Consider the following 15,884-nt stretch of genomic DNA (forward strand, 5'->3'; position numbering starts at 1 on the left):
CCTTCGGGCCACCTTCTCCCCGCCGGGAAGAAGGAACGGGCGCAGCCATCCGTGACCTCTTCTCCCGTCGGGAAAAGGTGGCCGCGAAGCGGCCGGATGAGGGGGCCGTTCGTTCCATCAGACGCACTGGGCTTACGCCGGCATGCTCCTGCAACGTTTCCTGATCCGTCTTTTGACGATGCTGATCACGCTGTTCGGCGTGGCCGTCGTCGTGTTCGTCGTGATCCGCGTCGCGCCCGGCGATCCGATCGCGATGATGCTGCCGCCCGGCGCGACCGATGCCGACATTGCCCGGCTGCGGGCGCTCTATGGGCTCGACAAGACGATCGTGCAGCAATTCTTCATCTGGCTGTCCGGCGTGGCCCGGGGCGATTTCGGCACCTCGATTTCGCTCAGGCAAGATGTGCTCGGCCTTGTCTTCAACCGGCTGCCGGCGACGCTGGAACTCGCCATCGTCGCGCTCGTCATGGCGGTGGCGCTCGGCGGCACGACGGCGGTCCTCGGCGCTCGTGAACGCGGCACCGCGGTCGAGGCCGGCATCGACATCGCCAGCGGGGCGGCACTGTCCATTCCCGACTTCCTGTGGGGCCTGGTGTTGATCCTTTTGTTCGGCGTGCTGGTGCCGATCTTCGACATTTCCGGCCGCGTGTCGCCGCAGCTCGACCTGCCCTTCGTCACCCAGTTCTATCTGTTCGAGAGCATTTTACGCCTGCGTTTCGACCTGACCTGGGACCTGCTGAAGCACATGCTGATGCCGGCTGTGGCGCTGGCGTTGCCGCTGGCGGCGATCATCTCGCAGCTGCTGAAGCAGTCGCTGAAGGAAGTGCTCGACCTCGACTATGTCGTGCTGGCGCGGGTGAAGGGGTTTTCGGAAACGCAGGTCATTCTGCGAGAGGCGCTGAAGAACGCGGCTTTGCCGACGCTGACCCTGGTCGGCGTGCAGTTCACCTTCCTGATCGGCGGCACGGTCATCGTCGAACGGCTGTTTTCCTATGAGGGCCTCGGCAATATGGCGATCGACGCCGTCATCAATCGCGACCTGCCGCTGATCCAGGGTATCGTGCTGGTCTTCGCGCTGCTGTTCGTGCTGATCAACCTTTCCGTCGACATGATGTATGCGCTGCTCAATCCGAGGCTGCGCCATGGATGAGGCACGCACCTCACGACGCGGGTTAAGTCCCAGGCTGTGGCTGGCCGGCGGCTGGCTGCTGCTGGCGCTTCTGGCGGCGATCTTGGCACCGCTGGTCGCGCCGCAGGATCCGCTGGCGCAGGATCTGATGCTGGAGCGGCTGCCGCCGTTCTGGATCGATGGAGCCGAACCCGGCTATTGGCTCGGCACCGACAGCCTTGGTCGCGATCTGTTGTCTCGGCTTATCTTCGGCGGACGCATCGCCTTTATCGTCGCCTTTGCCGCTGCGATCGCCGCCTGCCTGGTCGGCTCGACGCTTGGGCTGATCGCCGGCTATTTCGGCGGCTGGGCCGACCGCATCATCTCGCGCATCGTCGATGTCTGGATGGCGTTCCCGCCGGTGCTGTTCGCCATCCTTTTGGTCGCCGTGCTCGGCACCGGCCTGAGCTCCGTCATCATCGCCATTGCCGTCATCGACTGGACGCGTTTTTGCCGGGTGATCCGGGCCGAGACGATGGGCCAGTCGCGCATGGACTATGTCGAGAATGCCCGCATCGCCGGCTATGGCCGCATCGGCATCATGCTGCGCGAAGTACTGCCCAATGTAGTGCCGTCGATCGTGGCCCTGCTGTCGCTCGAAATGGGCATCGCCGTCATCGTCGAGGCCATCCTGTCCTTCGTCAACCTGTCGATCTCGACCGACGATCCGACCTGGGGCGGCATCATCGCCGAGGGCCGGCTTTCGATCCATCAGGCCTGGTGGGTGCTGGTGTTTCCGCTGATCACGCTGATCCTCACCGTGCTGTCGTTCAGCCAGTTCGGCGAAGCGCTGAAGACGCGTTTCGATCCGGTGCTGCGATGAGCGCCTGTCTCGATATCGCCAATCTGAGCGCCTTGCTGCCGAACGGCCAACGCGTGCTGCGCTCGGTTTCACTTTCGGTACAGCCCGGCGAGGTCCGAGCTCTGGTTGGCGAGAGCGGCGCCGGCAAGACGATGATCGGCAAGGCGGTGCTCGGCGTATTGCCGTCGAGCGTGCGCATCGTCGAAGGCGACATGCGGCTCGAAGGCGAGGATCTTGGCAAGCTAGCGCCCAAGGCACGGCGCACGCTGATCGGCGCGCGCACGGCTCTGATCCCGCAGGATCCCCTGACCGCACTCAACCCGTCACGCCGCATCGGCTCGCAGATGACCGACCGGCTGGTACGCATTCTCGGCTGGAGCGCAGAGAAGGCCGATACTCGAATTCGCCAGTTGCTCGACGAGGTGCAGATCCGCGACCCCGACCGCGTGCTGAGAAGCTATCCGCACGAGCTTTCCGGCGGCATGCGCCAGCGCGTGCTGATCGCCGCCGCCTTCGCCGCCGAGCCAAGGCTGATCGTTGCCGACGAGCCGACGACGGCGCTCGACGTCACCGTGCAGAAGCAGATCCTGCGGTTGATCGCTGAGTTGCAGCGCGAGCATGGCACGGCGATCCTGTTCGTCACCCACGACCTCGGCGTCGTCGCCAAGATCAGCCAGAAGGTATCGGTGCTCTATGCCGGCAAAGTGGTGGAAGAGGCCGAGACGGCTGACCTCTTCGCCTCGCCGCGGCATCCCTACACAAGGGCGCTGATGGCCGCGACGCCGCTCTACACCGACCCACTCGCCTCGCTGAAACCGGTGGACGAGACGGTGCTGGCCGGGCTCGCCGCCGAGATCGCTGCTGCCGACCAGGCCTGGAGGCGACCGCATGGCTGAGCCGTTGTTTTGCGTGCGCGGGCTGAAGGTCGCGCTGCCCGACATGACGCGCAAGCCGCTGATCGGCCGCGCACCCCTAGCCCAGATTCTGAAGGGTCTCGACTTCGACCTGCCGAGGGGATCGGTGACCGGCATCGTCGGCGAATCCGGTTCCGGCAAGTCGACGCTCGGCCGTGCTTTGGTGCGGCTCTCGGAACCCAGCGCCGGCAGCATCCGCTTCGACGGCCGCGATATCACGCATCTGCCGGAGACGGAGCTGCGGCCGTTGCGCCGCGACCTGCAGATGATCTTCCAGGATCCGATGTCCTCGCTCAACCCGCGTCGCACCATTGCCAGCATCATCGCCGCTCCGCTCAAGCAGAACGGCCTTGGCGACAACCTCAAGAGCCGCGTCGCCGAGGCCTTGCAACGTGTCGGCCTGCCGCAGAGTTTTGCCAGCCGCTACCGCCACGAACTGTCTGGTGGCCAGCGCCAGCGCGTCGGCATTGCGCGCGCACTGGCGCTGTCGCCGAAATTCGTGCTGGCAGACGAGATCGTCTCGGGTCTGGATGTGTCGACGCAGGCGCAGATCCTCACCCTGCTGGAAAAGCTCGCGGCGGAGATGGGGCTGACGGTCGCCTTCATCAGCCACGATCTGTCCGTCATCCGGCGGCTGTGCCAGCAGGTGATTGTCATGCGCGAAGGGGTGATTGTCGAGGCGAGCGCCACCGACGCGCTGTTCGACAAGCCGCGGCAGGCCTACACGCGCGACCTCATCGCGGCCATTCCGCTGCCCGAGATCGATGCGGGCTGGCTGGACATTCCTTCCGCCGCCAAGGCGCCGACATGAATGCATACGCACGCCGAAGAGCGGGTCCGGACGTGCGACCACAAGGACCCAAGTCCCGTCAATGGAGAGGACCGACATGAAGACCACAATCACAATTGCAACGCTCGCCGCCGCGATGCTCGGCAGCGCCGGCATGGCCACCGCCGGCTCGATCCCGGGCATGCGCGGCCACGATCACACGGGCATCACCGTTCCCGACATGAAGCAAGCGGTCGACTTCTTCACCGAAGTGGTCGGCTGCAAGAAGGCGATGTCGTTCGGCCCGTTCGCCGACGACAAGGGCACCTTCATGCAGGATCTCCTGGGTGTCGATCCCAAGGCTGTCATCGAGCAGGTTACCATGGTCCGCTGCGGCTATGGATCGAACATCGAGCTGTTCAAATACACCGCGCCCGACCAGAAGGACCTGACGCCGAAGAACAGCGACATCGGCGGCTTCCACATCGCCTTCTATGTCGACGATGTCGCCGCCGCCAAAGCCTATCTCGATGGCAAGGGCGTCAAGACACGCTTGGGTCCATTGCCAGTCAAGGAAGGGCCCGCCGCCGGCCAGACCATCCTCTATTTCCAGGCGCCCTGGGGACTGCAACTGGAAGCGATCAGCTATCCAGAAGGGATGGCCTATGAGAAGGGCGCCGAGACCGTGCTGTGGAGCCCCAAGAACCCGGAAAAGTGATATTTGGCGGCGCGCTTGCGGAGCGACACGCAAGCGCGCCGCCCCGATGTTGACCAATGATTTCGGCATAAAACTTTAAGCTTGAAATATCTGGCTTCCGGCGCGATACTTGAGATGCAGCAAGCGAAGAGGAGATCGCACGGATGAAGGTTGCGGTTCTCGGCGGCGGACCAGCCGGCCTCTACTTTGCCATTTCGATGAAGCTCAGGGACGCCGCGCATGATGTGACGGTGTACGAGCGCAACCGCGCCGACGACACGTTCGGCTGGGGCGTCGTGCTGTCGGCCGAGACGCTCGACAATCTGTCGAAGAACGACCCGGTCAGCGCCGTCTGGATCAAGAAGCATTTCGCCTATTGGGACGACATCGCCGTCATCCATGACGGTGTGCGCACGGTCTCCTCAGGCCACGGTTTCTGCGGCATCGGCCGCAAGCGGCTGTTGATCCTGCTGCAGCGGCGCGCGCGCGAGCTCGGCGTCAAGCTGATGTTCGAGAGCGATATCGCCGATCCCAAAGCCTACATGGAGACACATGATCTGGTCGTCGCCGCCGACGGGCTGAACTCCAGGGCACGTAACAGCTTCGTCGACGTCTTCAAGCCCGACATCGACACCCGCAAGTGCAAGTTCGTCTGGCTCGGCACCAACCAGAAATTCGACGACGCCTTCACCTTCATCTTCGAGAAGACCGAGCATGGCTGGGTGTGGGCGCACGCCTACCAGTTCGACAGCGACACCGCGACCTTCATCGTCGAGTGCAGCGAACAGACCTGGGCCGACTTCGGCTTCGGCGCCATGACGCAGCAGGAATCGATCGCCGTTTGCGAGAAGATCTTCGCCAAACATCTTGGCGGCCATTCGCTGATGACCAATGCCAACCACATCCGTGGCTCGGCCTGGATCAATTTCCCGCGCGTCTTGTGCGAGCGCTGGTCTTACAAGAACCTGGCCTTGATGGGCGACGCGGCGGCATCGGCGCATTTCTCGATCGGTTCCGGCACCAAGCTCGCACTGGAAAGCGCCGTGGCGCTGGCCGAGTATGTCGAGACCGAACCGGATCTCGACGCAGCCTTCCGCAAATATGAGGATGCGCGGCGCACCGAGGTGCTGAAGCTGCAGTCGGCGGCACGCAACTCGCTGGAATGGTTCGAGGAGGTCGAGCGCTATCTCGGCCTCGATCCGGTGCAGTTCAACTATTCGCTTTTGACCCGCTCGCAGCGCATCAGCCACGAGAATTTGCGGCTGCGCGATGCCGAATGGCTGGGTGGCGCGGAAGAATGGTTCCAGCGCCAGGCCGGCGCCGGCGGCAACAGCCTGCGCCGCGCGCCGATGTTCGCCCCGTTCAAGCTGCGCGACATGCAGCTCAGCAACCGCGTCGTCGTCTCGCCGATGGCGCAGTACAAGGCCGTCGACGGCTGCCCGACCGACTGGCATTTCACCCATTATGCCGAGCGGGCCAAGGGCGGCGCCGGCCTCATCTATATCGAGATGACCTGCGTCAGCCCCGAGGGACGGATCACGCCCGGCTGTCCCGGTTTCTACGCGCCCGAACACGAGGTGGCATGGAAGCGGCTGGTCGATTTCGTCCACACCGAGACCGAGGCCAAGATCTGCGCCCAGATCGGCCACTCCGGCGCCAAGGGCTCGACGCGGCTCGGTTGGGAAGGCACCGACGTGCCGCTGACCTCCGGCAACTGGCCGGTCATGGCGGCTTCTGCCGTCGCGTGGTCGCCGCAGAATCAGGTGCCGAAGGCGATGGACCGCCCCGACATGGACCGGGTGCGCGACCAGTTCGTGGCCTCGGCCGAGATGGCCGATCGCTGCGGCTTCGACATGCTCGAGATCCACGCCGCGCACGGTTATCTGTTGTCGTCCTTCATCACGCCGGTCACCAACCGACGCACGGATCAATATGGCGGTTCGCTGGAAAACCGCATGCGCTATCCCCTCGAAATCTTCCGCGCGGTGCGTGCCGCCTGGCCGGCGGGAAAGCCGATCTCGATGCGCATCTCGGCCAATGACTGGGTCGGCATCGAAGGCGTGACACCGGCCGACGCGGTCGAGATCGCGCGGCTGCTGCATGAAGCCGGTGTCGACATCTGCGACGTCTCGGCCGGCCAGACATCGGTATTGGCGAAACCGGTCTACGGCCGCATGTTCCAGACGCCGTTTTCCGACCGCATCCGCAACGAGGTTGGCATGGCGACGATGGCGGTCGGCAACATCTATGAGCCGGACCATGTGAATTCGATCCTGATGGCCGGCCGCGCCGATCTTGTGGCACTGGCCCGGCCGCATCTCGCCGATCCCTACTGGACGCTACATGCCGCCGTGACGCTCGGCGACCGTGGCGTGAAGTGGCCCGATCCCTATCTGCCCGGACGCGACCAACTCTACCGCCTGGCCGAACGCGATGCGGCCGCGGGGCTGAAAGTATGACGGCCCCGGCAACGATCGCGGGCAAGCATGCTTTGGTCACTGGCGGTGGCTCCGGCGTCGGCCGGGCCATCGCGCTGGCGCTGGCGGGCGCCGGCATCGACGTCACCATTTGCGGTCGCCGGGAGGCCGAACTTGCCAAGGTGGCCGGCGAGAGCGATCGGATCTTTGGCATCGTCGCCGATGTCACCGATGAAAATTCTATAGCTTCGCTCTACAAGACGGCGGAAGCCGCGCGCGGGGCCTTCGACATTGTCGTTGCCAATGCCGGGATGGCCGGCAGCACGCCGGCGCACAAGACGACGCTCGCCGATTGGCAGCGCACGCTGGACGTCAATTTGACCGGAGCCTTCCTGACGGTGAAACCGGCCCTGGCGGGGATGGCCGCGCGCAAGGCAGGGCGGGTCGTGTTCATTGCCTCCACGGCCGGATTGAAAGGCTATGCCTATGTCGCGCCTTACGTCGCCGCCAAGCATGGCGTCGTCGGCTTGATGCGGGCTCTAGCCGCCGAGACGGCCAAGTCCGGCGTTACCGTCAATGCCGTGTGTCCGGGTTTCGTGGAGACTGACATGCTGGAACAGTCCATCCAGCGCATTATCCAGAAGACCGGCCGTTCGGCCGGCGAGGCGCGAGCGAGCCTTGCCTCGACCAATCCGCAAGGCCGCTTCATCCAGCCGCAAGAGGTCGCCGCTGCCGTGCTGTGGCTGTGCGGCGATGCGGCGCAATCGATCACCGGACAGGCGATTTCCATCTCGGGAGGTGAAACATGGTAGCCGGCCCCCTGCCCGCGCCATCGGGACCCGGCAAGGACCGCTTGCGCCTGTGGATCAGGCTGCTGCGTGCCTCGCGCACCATCGAGGCCGAACTGCGCGAGCGGCTGAAGAAGGACTTCAACACGACGCTGCCGCGTTTCGACGTAATGGCCGCACTTTATCGCGCCCCGGAAGGCATGCTGATGAGCGACCTGTCGCGCTTCCTTTTGGTGTCCAACGGCAATGTCACCGGCATTGTCGACCGGTTGGTCTCGGAAGGGCTGGTGGCCCGCGCGCGCCGCAACGGCGACCGCCGCACCTCGATGGTGCGGCTGACCGATGAAGGCACCAAATCCTTTGCCACCATCGCCGCCGCGCATGAGGGCTGGATCGGTGAACTGCTGGGCAAGGTCAGCGAGGACGACGCGCGACGGCTGACAGGCATGCTGACCTCATTCCGCAGCAACTGGGAGGGACGCGAATGACCGGGATGGCCGGGCTCAAGCCGAAGCATTTCCTGTGGGAAGTCGAGGGCAGGATCGCCAAGGTCCGGCTCGACCGGCCGGAGCGCAAGAATCCGCTGACCTTCGACAGCTATGCGGAACTGCGCGACACGTTCCGCGACCTCGTCTATGCCGACGATGTCGATGCCGTCGTGTTCTTGTCCAACGGCGGCAATTTCTGCTCCGGCGGCGATGTCCACGACATTATCGGTCCGCTGGTCAAGATGGACATGAAAGAGCTCCTGGCCTTCACCCGCATGACCGGCGATTTCGTCAAGGCGATGCTCAACTGCGGCAAGCCGATCATCGCGGCGGTCGACGGCGTCGCGGTCGGCGCCGGCGCCATCATCGCCATGAGCTCCGATATCCGCATCGCCACGCCGGAAGCCAAGACCGCCTTCCTGTTCACCCGCGTCGGCCTCGCCGGCTGCGACATGGGCGCCTGCGCGATCCTGCCGCGTATCATCGGCCAGGGCCGTGCCGCTGAACTGCTCTACACCGGCCGCACGATGACGGCCGCCGAGGGCGAGCGCTGGGGTTTTTACAACCGGCTGGTGGATGCCGCCGCGCTTGAGGCCGATGCCCTCGACATGGCGGCGCGGATCGTCTCCGGTCCGACCTTCGCCCACGGCATCACCAAGACGCAGTTGAACCAGGAATGGTCGATGGGCCTCGACCAAGCGATCGAGGCCGAAGCGCAGGCGCAGGCGATCTGCATGCAGACGCGCGATTTCGAGCGCGCCTACAAGGCGTTCGTGGCCAAGGAAAAGCCGGTGTTCGAGGGGGATTGAGATGGGCGGTTCAATGGAGACGTTGGCAGGACAGAGGGGGGCGCCGTAGAGCGCAACGCCTCAACCGCGGAGGCACCAATGCCTGACCGTTCCTTCCTCAACTGGCCCTTCTTCGAAGACCGCCACCGGGAACTGGCCGAAAACCTCGAATCCTGGTGCCAACAAAACCTCCCCGTCGATCACCACGACGTCGACGCCGCCTGCCGCGAACTCGTGACGAAACTTGGCCGCGACGGCTGGCTGAAACCGACGGCACTCGACACCGACAATCCCGGACCACTCGACGTGCGCACTTTGTGCATCACGCGCGAGACGCTGGCGCGGCATGACGGGTTGGCGGATTTCGCCTTCGCCATGCAAGGATTGGGCACTGGCGCGCTCAGCCTGTTCGGCACGCCGGAGCAGCAGCAATGGCTTTCGAAGACACGCGCCGGCAAGGCGATTTCGGCCTTCGCCCTGTCGGAACCGCGCTCTGGCTCGGATGTCGCCAACACGGAGATGACGGCGACCCGCGACGGCGACGGCTATGTCCTTACGGGCGAAAAAACCTGGATTTCCAACGGCGGCATCGCCGATCTCTATGTCGTCTTTGCCCGCACCGGCGAGGCGCCGGGAGCCAAGGGGCTTTCCGCCTTTCTCGTGCCAGGCGACGCCAAAGGGCTTGGCATCGCCGAGCGTCTCGAAGTGATCGCGCCGCATCCGCTGGCGCGGCTGTCCTTCGACCAGGTGCGCCTGCCGGCCTCCGCACTGATCGGCAAGCCCGGCGACGGCTTCCGTATCGCCATGTCGGTGCTCGACGTGTTCCGTTCGACAGTCGGCGCGGCGGCGCTCGGCTTTGCCCGCCGCGCGCTGGATGAGAGCATCAAGAGGGTGGCCGAACGCAAGCTGTTCGGCGCGCCGATGGGCGAACTGCAGATGGTGCAGGGACACATCGCCGACATGGCGCTCGACGTCGATGCGGCGGCCCTTCTTATCTACCGCGCCGCCTGGACCAAGGACATGGGCGCGGCCCGGGTGACGCGCGAGGCGGCAATGGCCAAGCTGTTCGCCACCGACAAGGCGCAAGAGGTGATCGACAAGGCCGTGCAGCTGCATGGCGGCAACGGGGTCCGCAAAGGCCATATCGTCGAAAGCTTGTATCGCGAGATCCGCGCGCTGCGCATCTATGAGGGCGCCTCGGACGTGCAGAAAGTGGTCATCGCGCGGCAAGTGATGGGCGCGGCCTGACGGCGAGCGGCATTCGATTTTGAGACTTGAATTTTTGAAATACCGGGAGGCTTGAAATGCACGAGATTTTGCAGCCGGCGGGCTGGGCCAAACCGGTCGGCTACGCCAATGGCGTCGCGGCGCGTGGGCGGCTCGTCTTCGTCGGCGGACAGGTCGGCTGGAACGGGCAGTGCCAATTCGAAACCGACGACTTTGTCGGCCAGGTGAAGCAAACGCTTGCGAATATCGTCGCGGTGCTGGCCGAGGCGGGCGCCACGCCCCAGCACATCACCTCGATGACCTGGTATTTCACCGACAAGGCCGAATATCTGGCCAATCTCAGGGGGATCGGCGAGGCCTACCGCGAGGTGATCGGCCGGCATTTTCCGGCGATGGCCGCCATGCAGGTGATGGCGCTGGTCGAGGACCGCGCCAAGGTGGAGATCCAGGCGACGGCGGTGATTCCGGAATAATTTATGCGCGCAGCCCCGCCTTCCGCAAAATCGGCAGCACGTGATCGCAGAAATAGGGCAGCTCCTGCGTGTAATTGACGAAGGACAGGGCGATGCCCTGGTAGCCATGCCCGGCAATGGCGGCCATGTCGGCGGCGATCGTTTCCGGTGTTCCGATCAAAGGATATGTGCCGGCGCCGCCGGCGAAACGCTGCCGGTAGCGGTCATAGGCATGCGGGTCGTGCGACTGCGAGAATTCCTTCTTGCCGGCCATGTGGGCATCGACCGCGTCGTGGTCGGCCATGTCGACGGCATAGCGCGTGTAATAGGCCTGCGCCTCCTCCATGGTCGGGCGGCAGACGACATGCGCCACGGTGTAGACGCCGACATTGCGGCCCACTCTGTCGGCCCGCTCGCTGATGTCGGCGACATGCTTGCCGGCATCGCCCATCTCCGAGAAGGTCGTGAACAGATAGTCGCATCGGGCGGCGGCGAAATCGCGGCCCGGGCCGCCGAAAGCGGCGTTCATGGTCACCGGGCGCGGAACCTGCAGGCTGGCCGGCCGGCTCACCGCCTCCTTGAGGCGATAGTAGGTGCCTTCATAGTCGAGAGGCTCGCCCGATGCATAAAGCCTTTCGAGTATCTCGATCCATTCCGCAGCCTGGTCGTAGCCCTTTTCGACGAGCGGCGTGCCGAACATGCCGAATTCCCTGGGGTCCCAGCCGCAGACGATGTTGAGGCCGGCGCGGCCCTGGCTGATGTGGTCGACCGTTGCCAGCGCCTTGGCGGCATAGAGCGGATGCACCAGCGGCACATGCACGGTCATGAACAGGCCGATCCGGTCGGTGGCCATGGCGAGCGCCGCCGCCCAGGTAAAAGTCTCGAACGACCATTCGCGCACATTGTTGCGGCCGCCAAAGCCGCGCCAGCGGGCGATCGGCAGCATGAACTCCAGGCCCGCGCGGTCGGCGATTTGCGCTGCCGTCAGATTGTCCTGCCAGCTTGCCGTCCAGCGTTCCGGCACATCGGTGATGGCCAGGCCGCCATCGGCATTGGTGGAAAAGACGCCGAGCTTCAGTTTGTTGGGGCCGTGCAAGGGATGTGGTTTCATGTCGCGACCTCCCGGCGAAGATTGCACGCTACGGCCCTGCGAAAATATTTCAAGCATGAAATAGCTTCGTCTGGCGATGGTTTGCGGATATGAATCCAGGCAGCATGAAAAAGGGAACGGCATGAGCGAATTCCGCCAGAAATGCATCGGCAGGACGAACCTCGTCGGTTCCTTCGCCGCCATTCCTCATCCCGTCGCGGTCGAAGTGATGGCGCAGTCCGGCCTCGATTTCCTCTGCATCGACTGGGAGCATGCGCAGATTTCGCGCGACATGATCGAGACCATGGTGCGTGCGGCCGATGTCCACCGCGTACCGGCGATGGTGCGCGTTCCCGGCCATGCGCCGGAAGCGATCCAGGCCGCGCTCGACAGCGGCGCGCAAGGCGTGCTGGTGCCGCGCGTCTCGACCGCCGCCCAGGCGCAAGCAGCGGTGAAGGCATCTCGCTATCCGCCGAAGGGCGAGCGCGGCGTCGGACCCGGCCGGGCCGCCGGCTATGGCTATCGCATTCCCGAATATCTGGCCGGCGCCAACGACAGGATCGTCGTCGCGGTCCAGGTCGAGACAGCGGAGGGGTTGGCCAACATCGAGGCGATCACGGCCGTGGACGGCGTCGACGTGGTCTTCGTCGGCCCCGGCGATCTCTCGGTGTCGATCGATGCGGTCGGACCGAACGGCGCTGGCAGACTCGCTGATGCAATCCGGACGATTATCGGCGCGACGGTCGCCCATGGCAGGACATCGGGCATATTTTGCGCCAGCCCGCAGAATGTCGGCCGATGGGCGGCCATCGGGGCGAGTTTCTTCGTGCTGGCCAGCGACACGATGTTTCTTGGCGCCGGCACCGCCGCCAACTGCGCCGCCGCACGCGACGAATTGGCTTGAGACTGGCGCCGCCAGGCAAAAAAGGCGCATCGGCCAGGCAACAGGCCAGCCAAGCTTTTTAAGCTTAAAACTTTCGCCTTGAAAAGCGCGGCACTTCGGATAAGCATTCAAAGTCGATGGGCGACTGCCGTGCCAAAGGGGTTGCTGGCCAGTCCGTCGTGGAGTTCGGGGTGGGAGGGGGTTCAGTCCTTGTCGTTTGTACCGGCCCAGTCATCGTCGAACGCGCGCTATGCTTTCGATGGCGTGCGCGCCCGTGATCCGCATACAAAGAATCTCGCCAATCGCGCGCGCAGGCTCGCTGCCATGAATTGACGCCCCGCTGGGAGGTGGGGCGGCAAGAAACCGTGCGGGGGAACCCGCCCGATCAACAACCAGAGGGAACACCCCAGAGGGACCAACAATGAAGCTCACCCGTCGCAATCTCATCCTGCTCGCGGCCACCATCGGTATCGCCGCCGGCCCTGCCACCGCCTATGCCGCCGATGTGCTCAATGTCGGCGCCTACCCAACCAATCCGCCCTTCGAGTATAAGAACGAGAGCGGCACCTTCGAGGGTTTCGAGGTCGACATCGTCAACGAAGCGGCAAAGCGCGCAGGCATGACCACCGATATCGCCGATCTCGGCTTCCAGGCCTTGTTCGCCGCCACCACCTCGAAGCGCATCGATGTCGCGATCTCGTCGATCACCATCACGCCGGAGCGGCTGAAATCGCAGTCCTTCACGCAGCCCTACTATGATTCCGACATGGGCATCGCGACGAAGACCGACAGCGCTGTCAACACCGAGGCCGACCTCAAGGGCAAGATCGTCGGCGTGCTTTCGGGCTCGACCGGCGAGACCTGGGTCAAGGGGCACCAGGAAGCCGACGGCTTCAGCGACGTGAAGGGCTACGACACGCAGCAGAACCTGCTGCTCGACCTCAGCGCCGGCCGCGTCGATGCCGCCGTCAGCGACATTCCGGGCATGGAATACTCCTTCACCAAGATGAAGGATTTGAAGGTCAAGCAGCGCATCAAGACCGGCGAACAGTACGGCCTGATGATGACCAAGGACCATCCGCTGCTCGGCAAGCTGAACGACGCGCTGACCGCGATGAAAAAGGACGGCACGCTGGCCGCGATCCACAAGAAGTGGTTCGGCAGCGACGCGCCGGCCGATTCGTCGACCGTCAAGGAAATGCCGCTGCCGAAGGCCTGAGCGGCAATGCATTGACATCGTGCCGGCCTTCCACGCCGGCACGACTCATTTCATGCTCCGGCATCGGCTGCCGCGGGCCGCCCCGCTGCAGGCGCGGGTCAACTGGTTTCAACCTGAGCATGCTTTGCTCTCGGGAACGCTTCCATGTCGCTGATCGACACTTTCTTCAACGCCGATGTCATCGCGTCGAGCCTGCCGGCGCTGTTGCGTGGTTTCCTGAACACGCTGCTGCTCGGAATCCTGAGCATCGGCATCGGCATCCCGATCGGCCTGGTGATCAGCCTGCTGCGGCTCTATGCGCCGAAGCCGCTGCGGTGGCTGGCGGTCGGCTACACCGACATCTTCCGCGCCCTGCCGGTGCTGGTGGTACTGATCCTGATCTACTACGCGCTGCCCTTCCTCGGCATTCGCTTGTCGTCCTGGGCGTCCGCCGTGACGGCGTTCGCCATCATCATGTCGGCCTATTCGGCGGAAGTGTTCCGCTCCGGCATAGAGAGCATTCCGCGCGGCCAGTTCGAGGCCTCGCAGGCGCTTGGCCTGCCGTTCCTTTTGACCCTGCGCAAGGTGGTGCTGCCGCAAGCGATCCGCGTGGTGATCCCGCCGATGACCAGCAATTGCGTCTCCATGTTCAAGGACACCTCGCTCGCCTCGACCGTGGCGCTGCCGGAGTTGCTCAAGGAAGCGACCAATGCGCAGTCGCTCTACGCCAATCCCTCGCCGCTGATCGGCGCGGCGCTGGTCTATCTCATCTTCCTCTGGCCGATGGTCCGTCTCGTCAGCCTGCTTGAAGACCGCTTCAAGACCGAAAAGACGCGCTGACCTCGCCAACCTAACCCACCCCGACCAAGTCCTTCGCAGGAGCCTGCCCGTGAACAAGCACCAAACCGACAATGCGAGCGCCGCCGCGTTCCCCGTCGACGCCATCCGCGCCATGTTTCCCGCCCTGCAACGGGCCGGCGATTTCATCTTCCTGGACAACGCCGCCGGCGCGCAGATCCCGCAGAGCGTGCTCGACGCGGTGACCAACCATCTGGTTTCGCACAATGTGCAGCGCGGCGGCCGCTATGGCCGCAGTGTCACCGTCGACCAGTCGGTTGCCGACGCGCGCGAGAGCGTGGCGCTGCTGATCAACGCCTACAGCCCGGCGGAAATCTGCTTCGGCATGAACGCCACCTCGTTCATCCGACTGGTCAGCCTCGGCATCGGCCAGATGCTTGCCAGGGACACGGAAGGAGAGCGCGACGAGATCGTCATCACCGACATGGACCACGATGCCAACATCGCCACGTGGCTCGCGCTGGAACCCGCCGGCGCCAAATTCAAGTGGTGGCGGATGCGCGAGGACGGCAATTTGCATGTCGACGATCTGCGCCCGCTGGTCTCCGAGCGCACCCGCCTCGTCGCCTGCACGGTGACGGCGCATTCGATCGGGTCAATCGTCAACGTGGCATCCGTGGCGAAGATCGCGCACGCGGCCGGCGCGGAAGTGTTCCTCGACTGCGTCCATTACGGACCGCACGGGCTGATCGACGTGCAGGCTTGGGACTGCGACTATCTCGTCTGCTCCGGCTACAAGAACTTCTCGCCACATATGGGCTTCCTGTGGGGCCGCTTCGAAACGCTGAAGCGGCTGCCGACCTTCCGCGAGGATTTCATTCCCGACGAGCCGCCCTACAAGGTCGAGGCCGGCACCTTCATCTACGAGAACGTGTCGGGCATGGATGCCGCCGTGCAGTATCTGGAACTGATCGGCCGCAATCTAGCACCTTCCAACAACCGCTCGCGGCGCGAGAACATCGTCGCCGGCATGGGCGCCATCCGCGACTACGAGCTTGTGCTGGCGCGCGAGATGCTGGCTGTGCTGAAAGGGTGCGGGGCGACCATCTACGGTGTCGCCGACGAGGCACGCATCCATGAGCGCGTGCCAACTTTCTGCTTCAACATCGGCAAGCTGTCGCCGCAGCGGATCGTCGAGGAAATGGCCGAGATGCAGATCGGCATCCGCGACGGCCACATGTATGCGCCGCGCCTGATGAAGCGGCTCAATCTGTCGATGGACAGCGGCGCCATCCGCGCCTCGCTGGTCCATTACAACACCGTCGAGGAGATCCACCGTTTCGGCGAGGCGTTGCGCGCAATTGTTGCGAAGCTGTCGTGAGCTGATCTCTTCGCGAGATGCCGG

At 64.4% G+C, this 15,884-nt stretch carries 16 protein-coding genes; 15 read left to right on the forward strand and 1 reads right to left on the reverse strand.

Annotated elements, in window-relative coordinates:
* Positions 1-142 precede the first annotated feature (142 nt).
* The 11 genes from MESOP_RS00480 to MESOP_RS00530 all read left to right on the forward strand — a co-directional run bounded on the left by MESOP_RS00480 (position 143) and on the right by MESOP_RS00530 (position 10,531).
* Positions 143-1,150 (forward strand): ABC transporter permease, encoded by a 1,008-nt coding sequence (locus MESOP_RS00480; RefSeq protein ID WP_013891343.1) that lies wholly within the window; start codon positions 143-145, stop codon positions 1,148-1,150.
* Positions 1,143-1,991 (forward strand): ABC transporter permease, encoded by an 849-nt coding sequence (locus MESOP_RS00485; protein ID WP_013891344.1) that lies wholly within the window; start codon positions 1,143-1,145, stop codon positions 1,989-1,991. Before MESOP_RS00480 ends, MESOP_RS00485 begins: the two co-directional genes overlap by 8 nt.
* Positions 1,988-2,866, forward strand: a complete 879-nt coding sequence (locus MESOP_RS00490; RefSeq protein WP_013891345.1) for an ABC transporter ATP-binding protein — start codon at positions 1,988-1,990, stop codon at positions 2,864-2,866. The genes MESOP_RS00485 and MESOP_RS00490 overlap by 4 nt, the downstream gene beginning before the upstream one ends.
* The gene (locus MESOP_RS00495) at positions 2,859-3,695 is read left to right on the forward strand and encodes an ATP-binding cassette domain-containing protein (protein WP_013891346.1); all 837 of its coding nucleotides are present in this window, start codon (positions 2,859-2,861) and stop codon (positions 3,693-3,695) included. Before MESOP_RS00490 ends, MESOP_RS00495 begins: the two co-directional genes overlap by 8 nt.
* A 76-nt stretch (positions 3,696-3,771) precedes the next feature.
* Positions 3,772-4,371 (forward strand): VOC family protein, encoded by a 600-nt coding sequence (locus MESOP_RS00500; RefSeq protein WP_013891347.1) that lies wholly within the window; start codon positions 3,772-3,774, stop codon positions 4,369-4,371.
* Positions 4,372-4,514: 143 nt separating this feature from the next.
* Positions 4,515-6,809, forward strand: coding sequence for a bifunctional salicylyl-CoA 5-hydroxylase/oxidoreductase (locus tag MESOP_RS00505; RefSeq protein WP_013891348.1), 2,295 nt, complete (start codon positions 4,515-4,517; stop codon positions 6,807-6,809).
* A complete protein-coding gene (locus MESOP_RS00510; protein WP_013891349.1) occupies positions 6,806-7,579 on the forward strand; it encodes an SDR family NAD(P)-dependent oxidoreductase in 774 nt (257 codons plus the stop codon). The genes MESOP_RS00505 and MESOP_RS00510 overlap by 4 nt, the downstream gene beginning before the upstream one ends.
* Positions 7,573-8,043, forward strand: a complete 471-nt coding sequence (locus tag MESOP_RS00515; protein ID WP_013891350.1) for a MarR family winged helix-turn-helix transcriptional regulator — start codon at positions 7,573-7,575, stop codon at positions 8,041-8,043. The genes MESOP_RS00510 and MESOP_RS00515 overlap by 7 nt, the downstream gene beginning before the upstream one ends.
* On the forward strand, positions 8,040-8,852 hold the full coding sequence (locus MESOP_RS00520; protein WP_013891351.1) for an enoyl-CoA hydratase family protein: 813 nt from the start codon (positions 8,040-8,042) through the stop codon (positions 8,850-8,852). Before MESOP_RS00515 ends, MESOP_RS00520 begins: the two co-directional genes overlap by 4 nt.
* A 78-nt stretch (positions 8,853-8,930) precedes the next feature.
* Positions 8,931-10,079 carry an acyl-CoA dehydrogenase family protein gene (locus tag MESOP_RS00525; RefSeq protein ID WP_013891352.1) on the forward strand — a complete coding sequence of 383 codons (1,149 nt, stop codon included), beginning with the start codon at positions 8,931-8,933 and terminating at the stop codon, positions 10,077-10,079.
* 56 nt (positions 10,080-10,135) lie between these two features.
* A complete protein-coding gene (locus MESOP_RS00530) occupies positions 10,136-10,531 on the forward strand; it encodes a RidA family protein (protein WP_013891353.1) in 396 nt (131 codons plus the stop codon).
* A gap of 1 nt (position 10,532) precedes the next feature.
* On the opposite strand, the gene MESOP_RS00535 is transcribed toward MESOP_RS00530, so the two are convergent.
* A complete protein-coding gene (locus MESOP_RS00535) occupies positions 10,533-11,621 on the reverse strand; it encodes an LLM class flavin-dependent oxidoreductase (RefSeq protein ID WP_013891354.1) in 1,089 nt (362 codons plus the stop codon).
* A 121-nt stretch (positions 11,622-11,742) separates the two neighbouring features.
* On the opposite strand from MESOP_RS00535, the gene MESOP_RS00540 reads away from it, so the two are divergent.
* The 4 genes from MESOP_RS00540 to MESOP_RS00555 all read left to right on the forward strand — a co-directional run bounded on the left by MESOP_RS00540 (position 11,743) and on the right by MESOP_RS00555 (position 15,860).
* Positions 11,743-12,504, forward strand: coding sequence for an HpcH/HpaI aldolase family protein (locus tag MESOP_RS00540; RefSeq protein WP_013891355.1), 762 nt, complete (start codon positions 11,743-11,745; stop codon positions 12,502-12,504).
* Between the two features lie 400 nt (positions 12,505-12,904).
* Positions 12,905-13,702: an ABC transporter substrate-binding protein gene (locus MESOP_RS00545; protein ID WP_013891356.1), complete on the forward strand. Its 798-nt coding sequence runs from the start codon at positions 12,905-12,907 to the stop codon at positions 13,700-13,702.
* Positions 13,703-13,846: 144 nt separating this feature from the next.
* Positions 13,847-14,521, forward strand: coding sequence for an amino acid ABC transporter permease (locus tag MESOP_RS00550; RefSeq protein ID WP_013891357.1), 675 nt, complete (start codon positions 13,847-13,849; stop codon positions 14,519-14,521).
* A gap of 49 nt (positions 14,522-14,570) precedes the next feature.
* Entirely contained in the window at positions 14,571-15,860 is a 1,290-nt protein-coding gene (locus MESOP_RS00555; RefSeq protein WP_013891358.1) for a cysteine desulfurase-like protein, read from the forward strand.
* Positions 15,861-15,884: the final 24 nt, after the last annotated feature.

It is taken from the genome of Mesorhizobium opportunistum WSM2075 (assembly GCF_000176035.2).
GTDB lineage: Bacteria > Pseudomonadota > Alphaproteobacteria > Rhizobiales > Rhizobiaceae > Mesorhizobium > Mesorhizobium opportunistum.

Coding starts and splice junctions, on each gene's coding strand:
- MESOP_RS00525 (WP_013891352.1), top strand. CDS start 8,931: ATGCCTGACCGTTCCTTCCTCAACTGGCCCTTCTTCGAAGACCGCCAC.
- MESOP_RS00540 (WP_013891355.1), top strand. CDS start 11,743: ATGAGCGAATTCCGCCAGAAATGCATCGGCAGGACGAACCTCGTCGGT.
- MESOP_RS00545 (WP_013891356.1), top strand. CDS start 12,905: ATGAAGCTCACCCGTCGCAATCTCATCCTGCTCGCGGCCACCATCGGT.
- MESOP_RS00490 (WP_013891345.1), top strand. CDS start 1,988: ATGAGCGCCTGTCTCGATATCGCCAATCTGAGCGCCTTGCTGCCGAAC.
- MESOP_RS00550 (WP_013891357.1), top strand. CDS start 13,847: ATGTCGCTGATCGACACTTTCTTCAACGCCGATGTCATCGCGTCGAGC.
- MESOP_RS00520 (WP_013891351.1), top strand. CDS start 8,040: ATGACCGGGATGGCCGGGCTCAAGCCGAAGCATTTCCTGTGGGAAGTC.
- MESOP_RS00535 (WP_013891354.1), bottom strand. CDS start 11,621: ATGAAACCACATCCCTTGCACGGCCCCAACAAACTGAAGCTCGGCGTC.
- MESOP_RS00505 (WP_013891348.1), top strand. CDS start 4,515: ATGAAGGTTGCGGTTCTCGGCGGCGGACCAGCCGGCCTCTACTTTGCC.
- MESOP_RS00530 (WP_013891353.1), top strand. CDS start 10,136: ATGCACGAGATTTTGCAGCCGGCGGGCTGGGCCAAACCGGTCGGCTAC.
- MESOP_RS00485 (WP_013891344.1), top strand. CDS start 1,143: ATGGATGAGGCACGCACCTCACGACGCGGGTTAAGTCCCAGGCTGTGG.
- MESOP_RS00515 (WP_013891350.1), top strand. CDS start 7,573: ATGGTAGCCGGCCCCCTGCCCGCGCCATCGGGACCCGGCAAGGACCGC.
- MESOP_RS00495 (WP_013891346.1), top strand. CDS start 2,859: ATGGCTGAGCCGTTGTTTTGCGTGCGCGGGCTGAAGGTCGCGCTGCCC.
- MESOP_RS00480 (WP_013891343.1), top strand. CDS start 143: ATGCTCCTGCAACGTTTCCTGATCCGTCTTTTGACGATGCTGATCACG.
- MESOP_RS00510 (WP_013891349.1), top strand. CDS start 6,806: ATGACGGCCCCGGCAACGATCGCGGGCAAGCATGCTTTGGTCACTGGC.
- MESOP_RS00500 (WP_013891347.1), top strand. CDS start 3,772: ATGAAGACCACAATCACAATTGCAACGCTCGCCGCCGCGATGCTCGGC.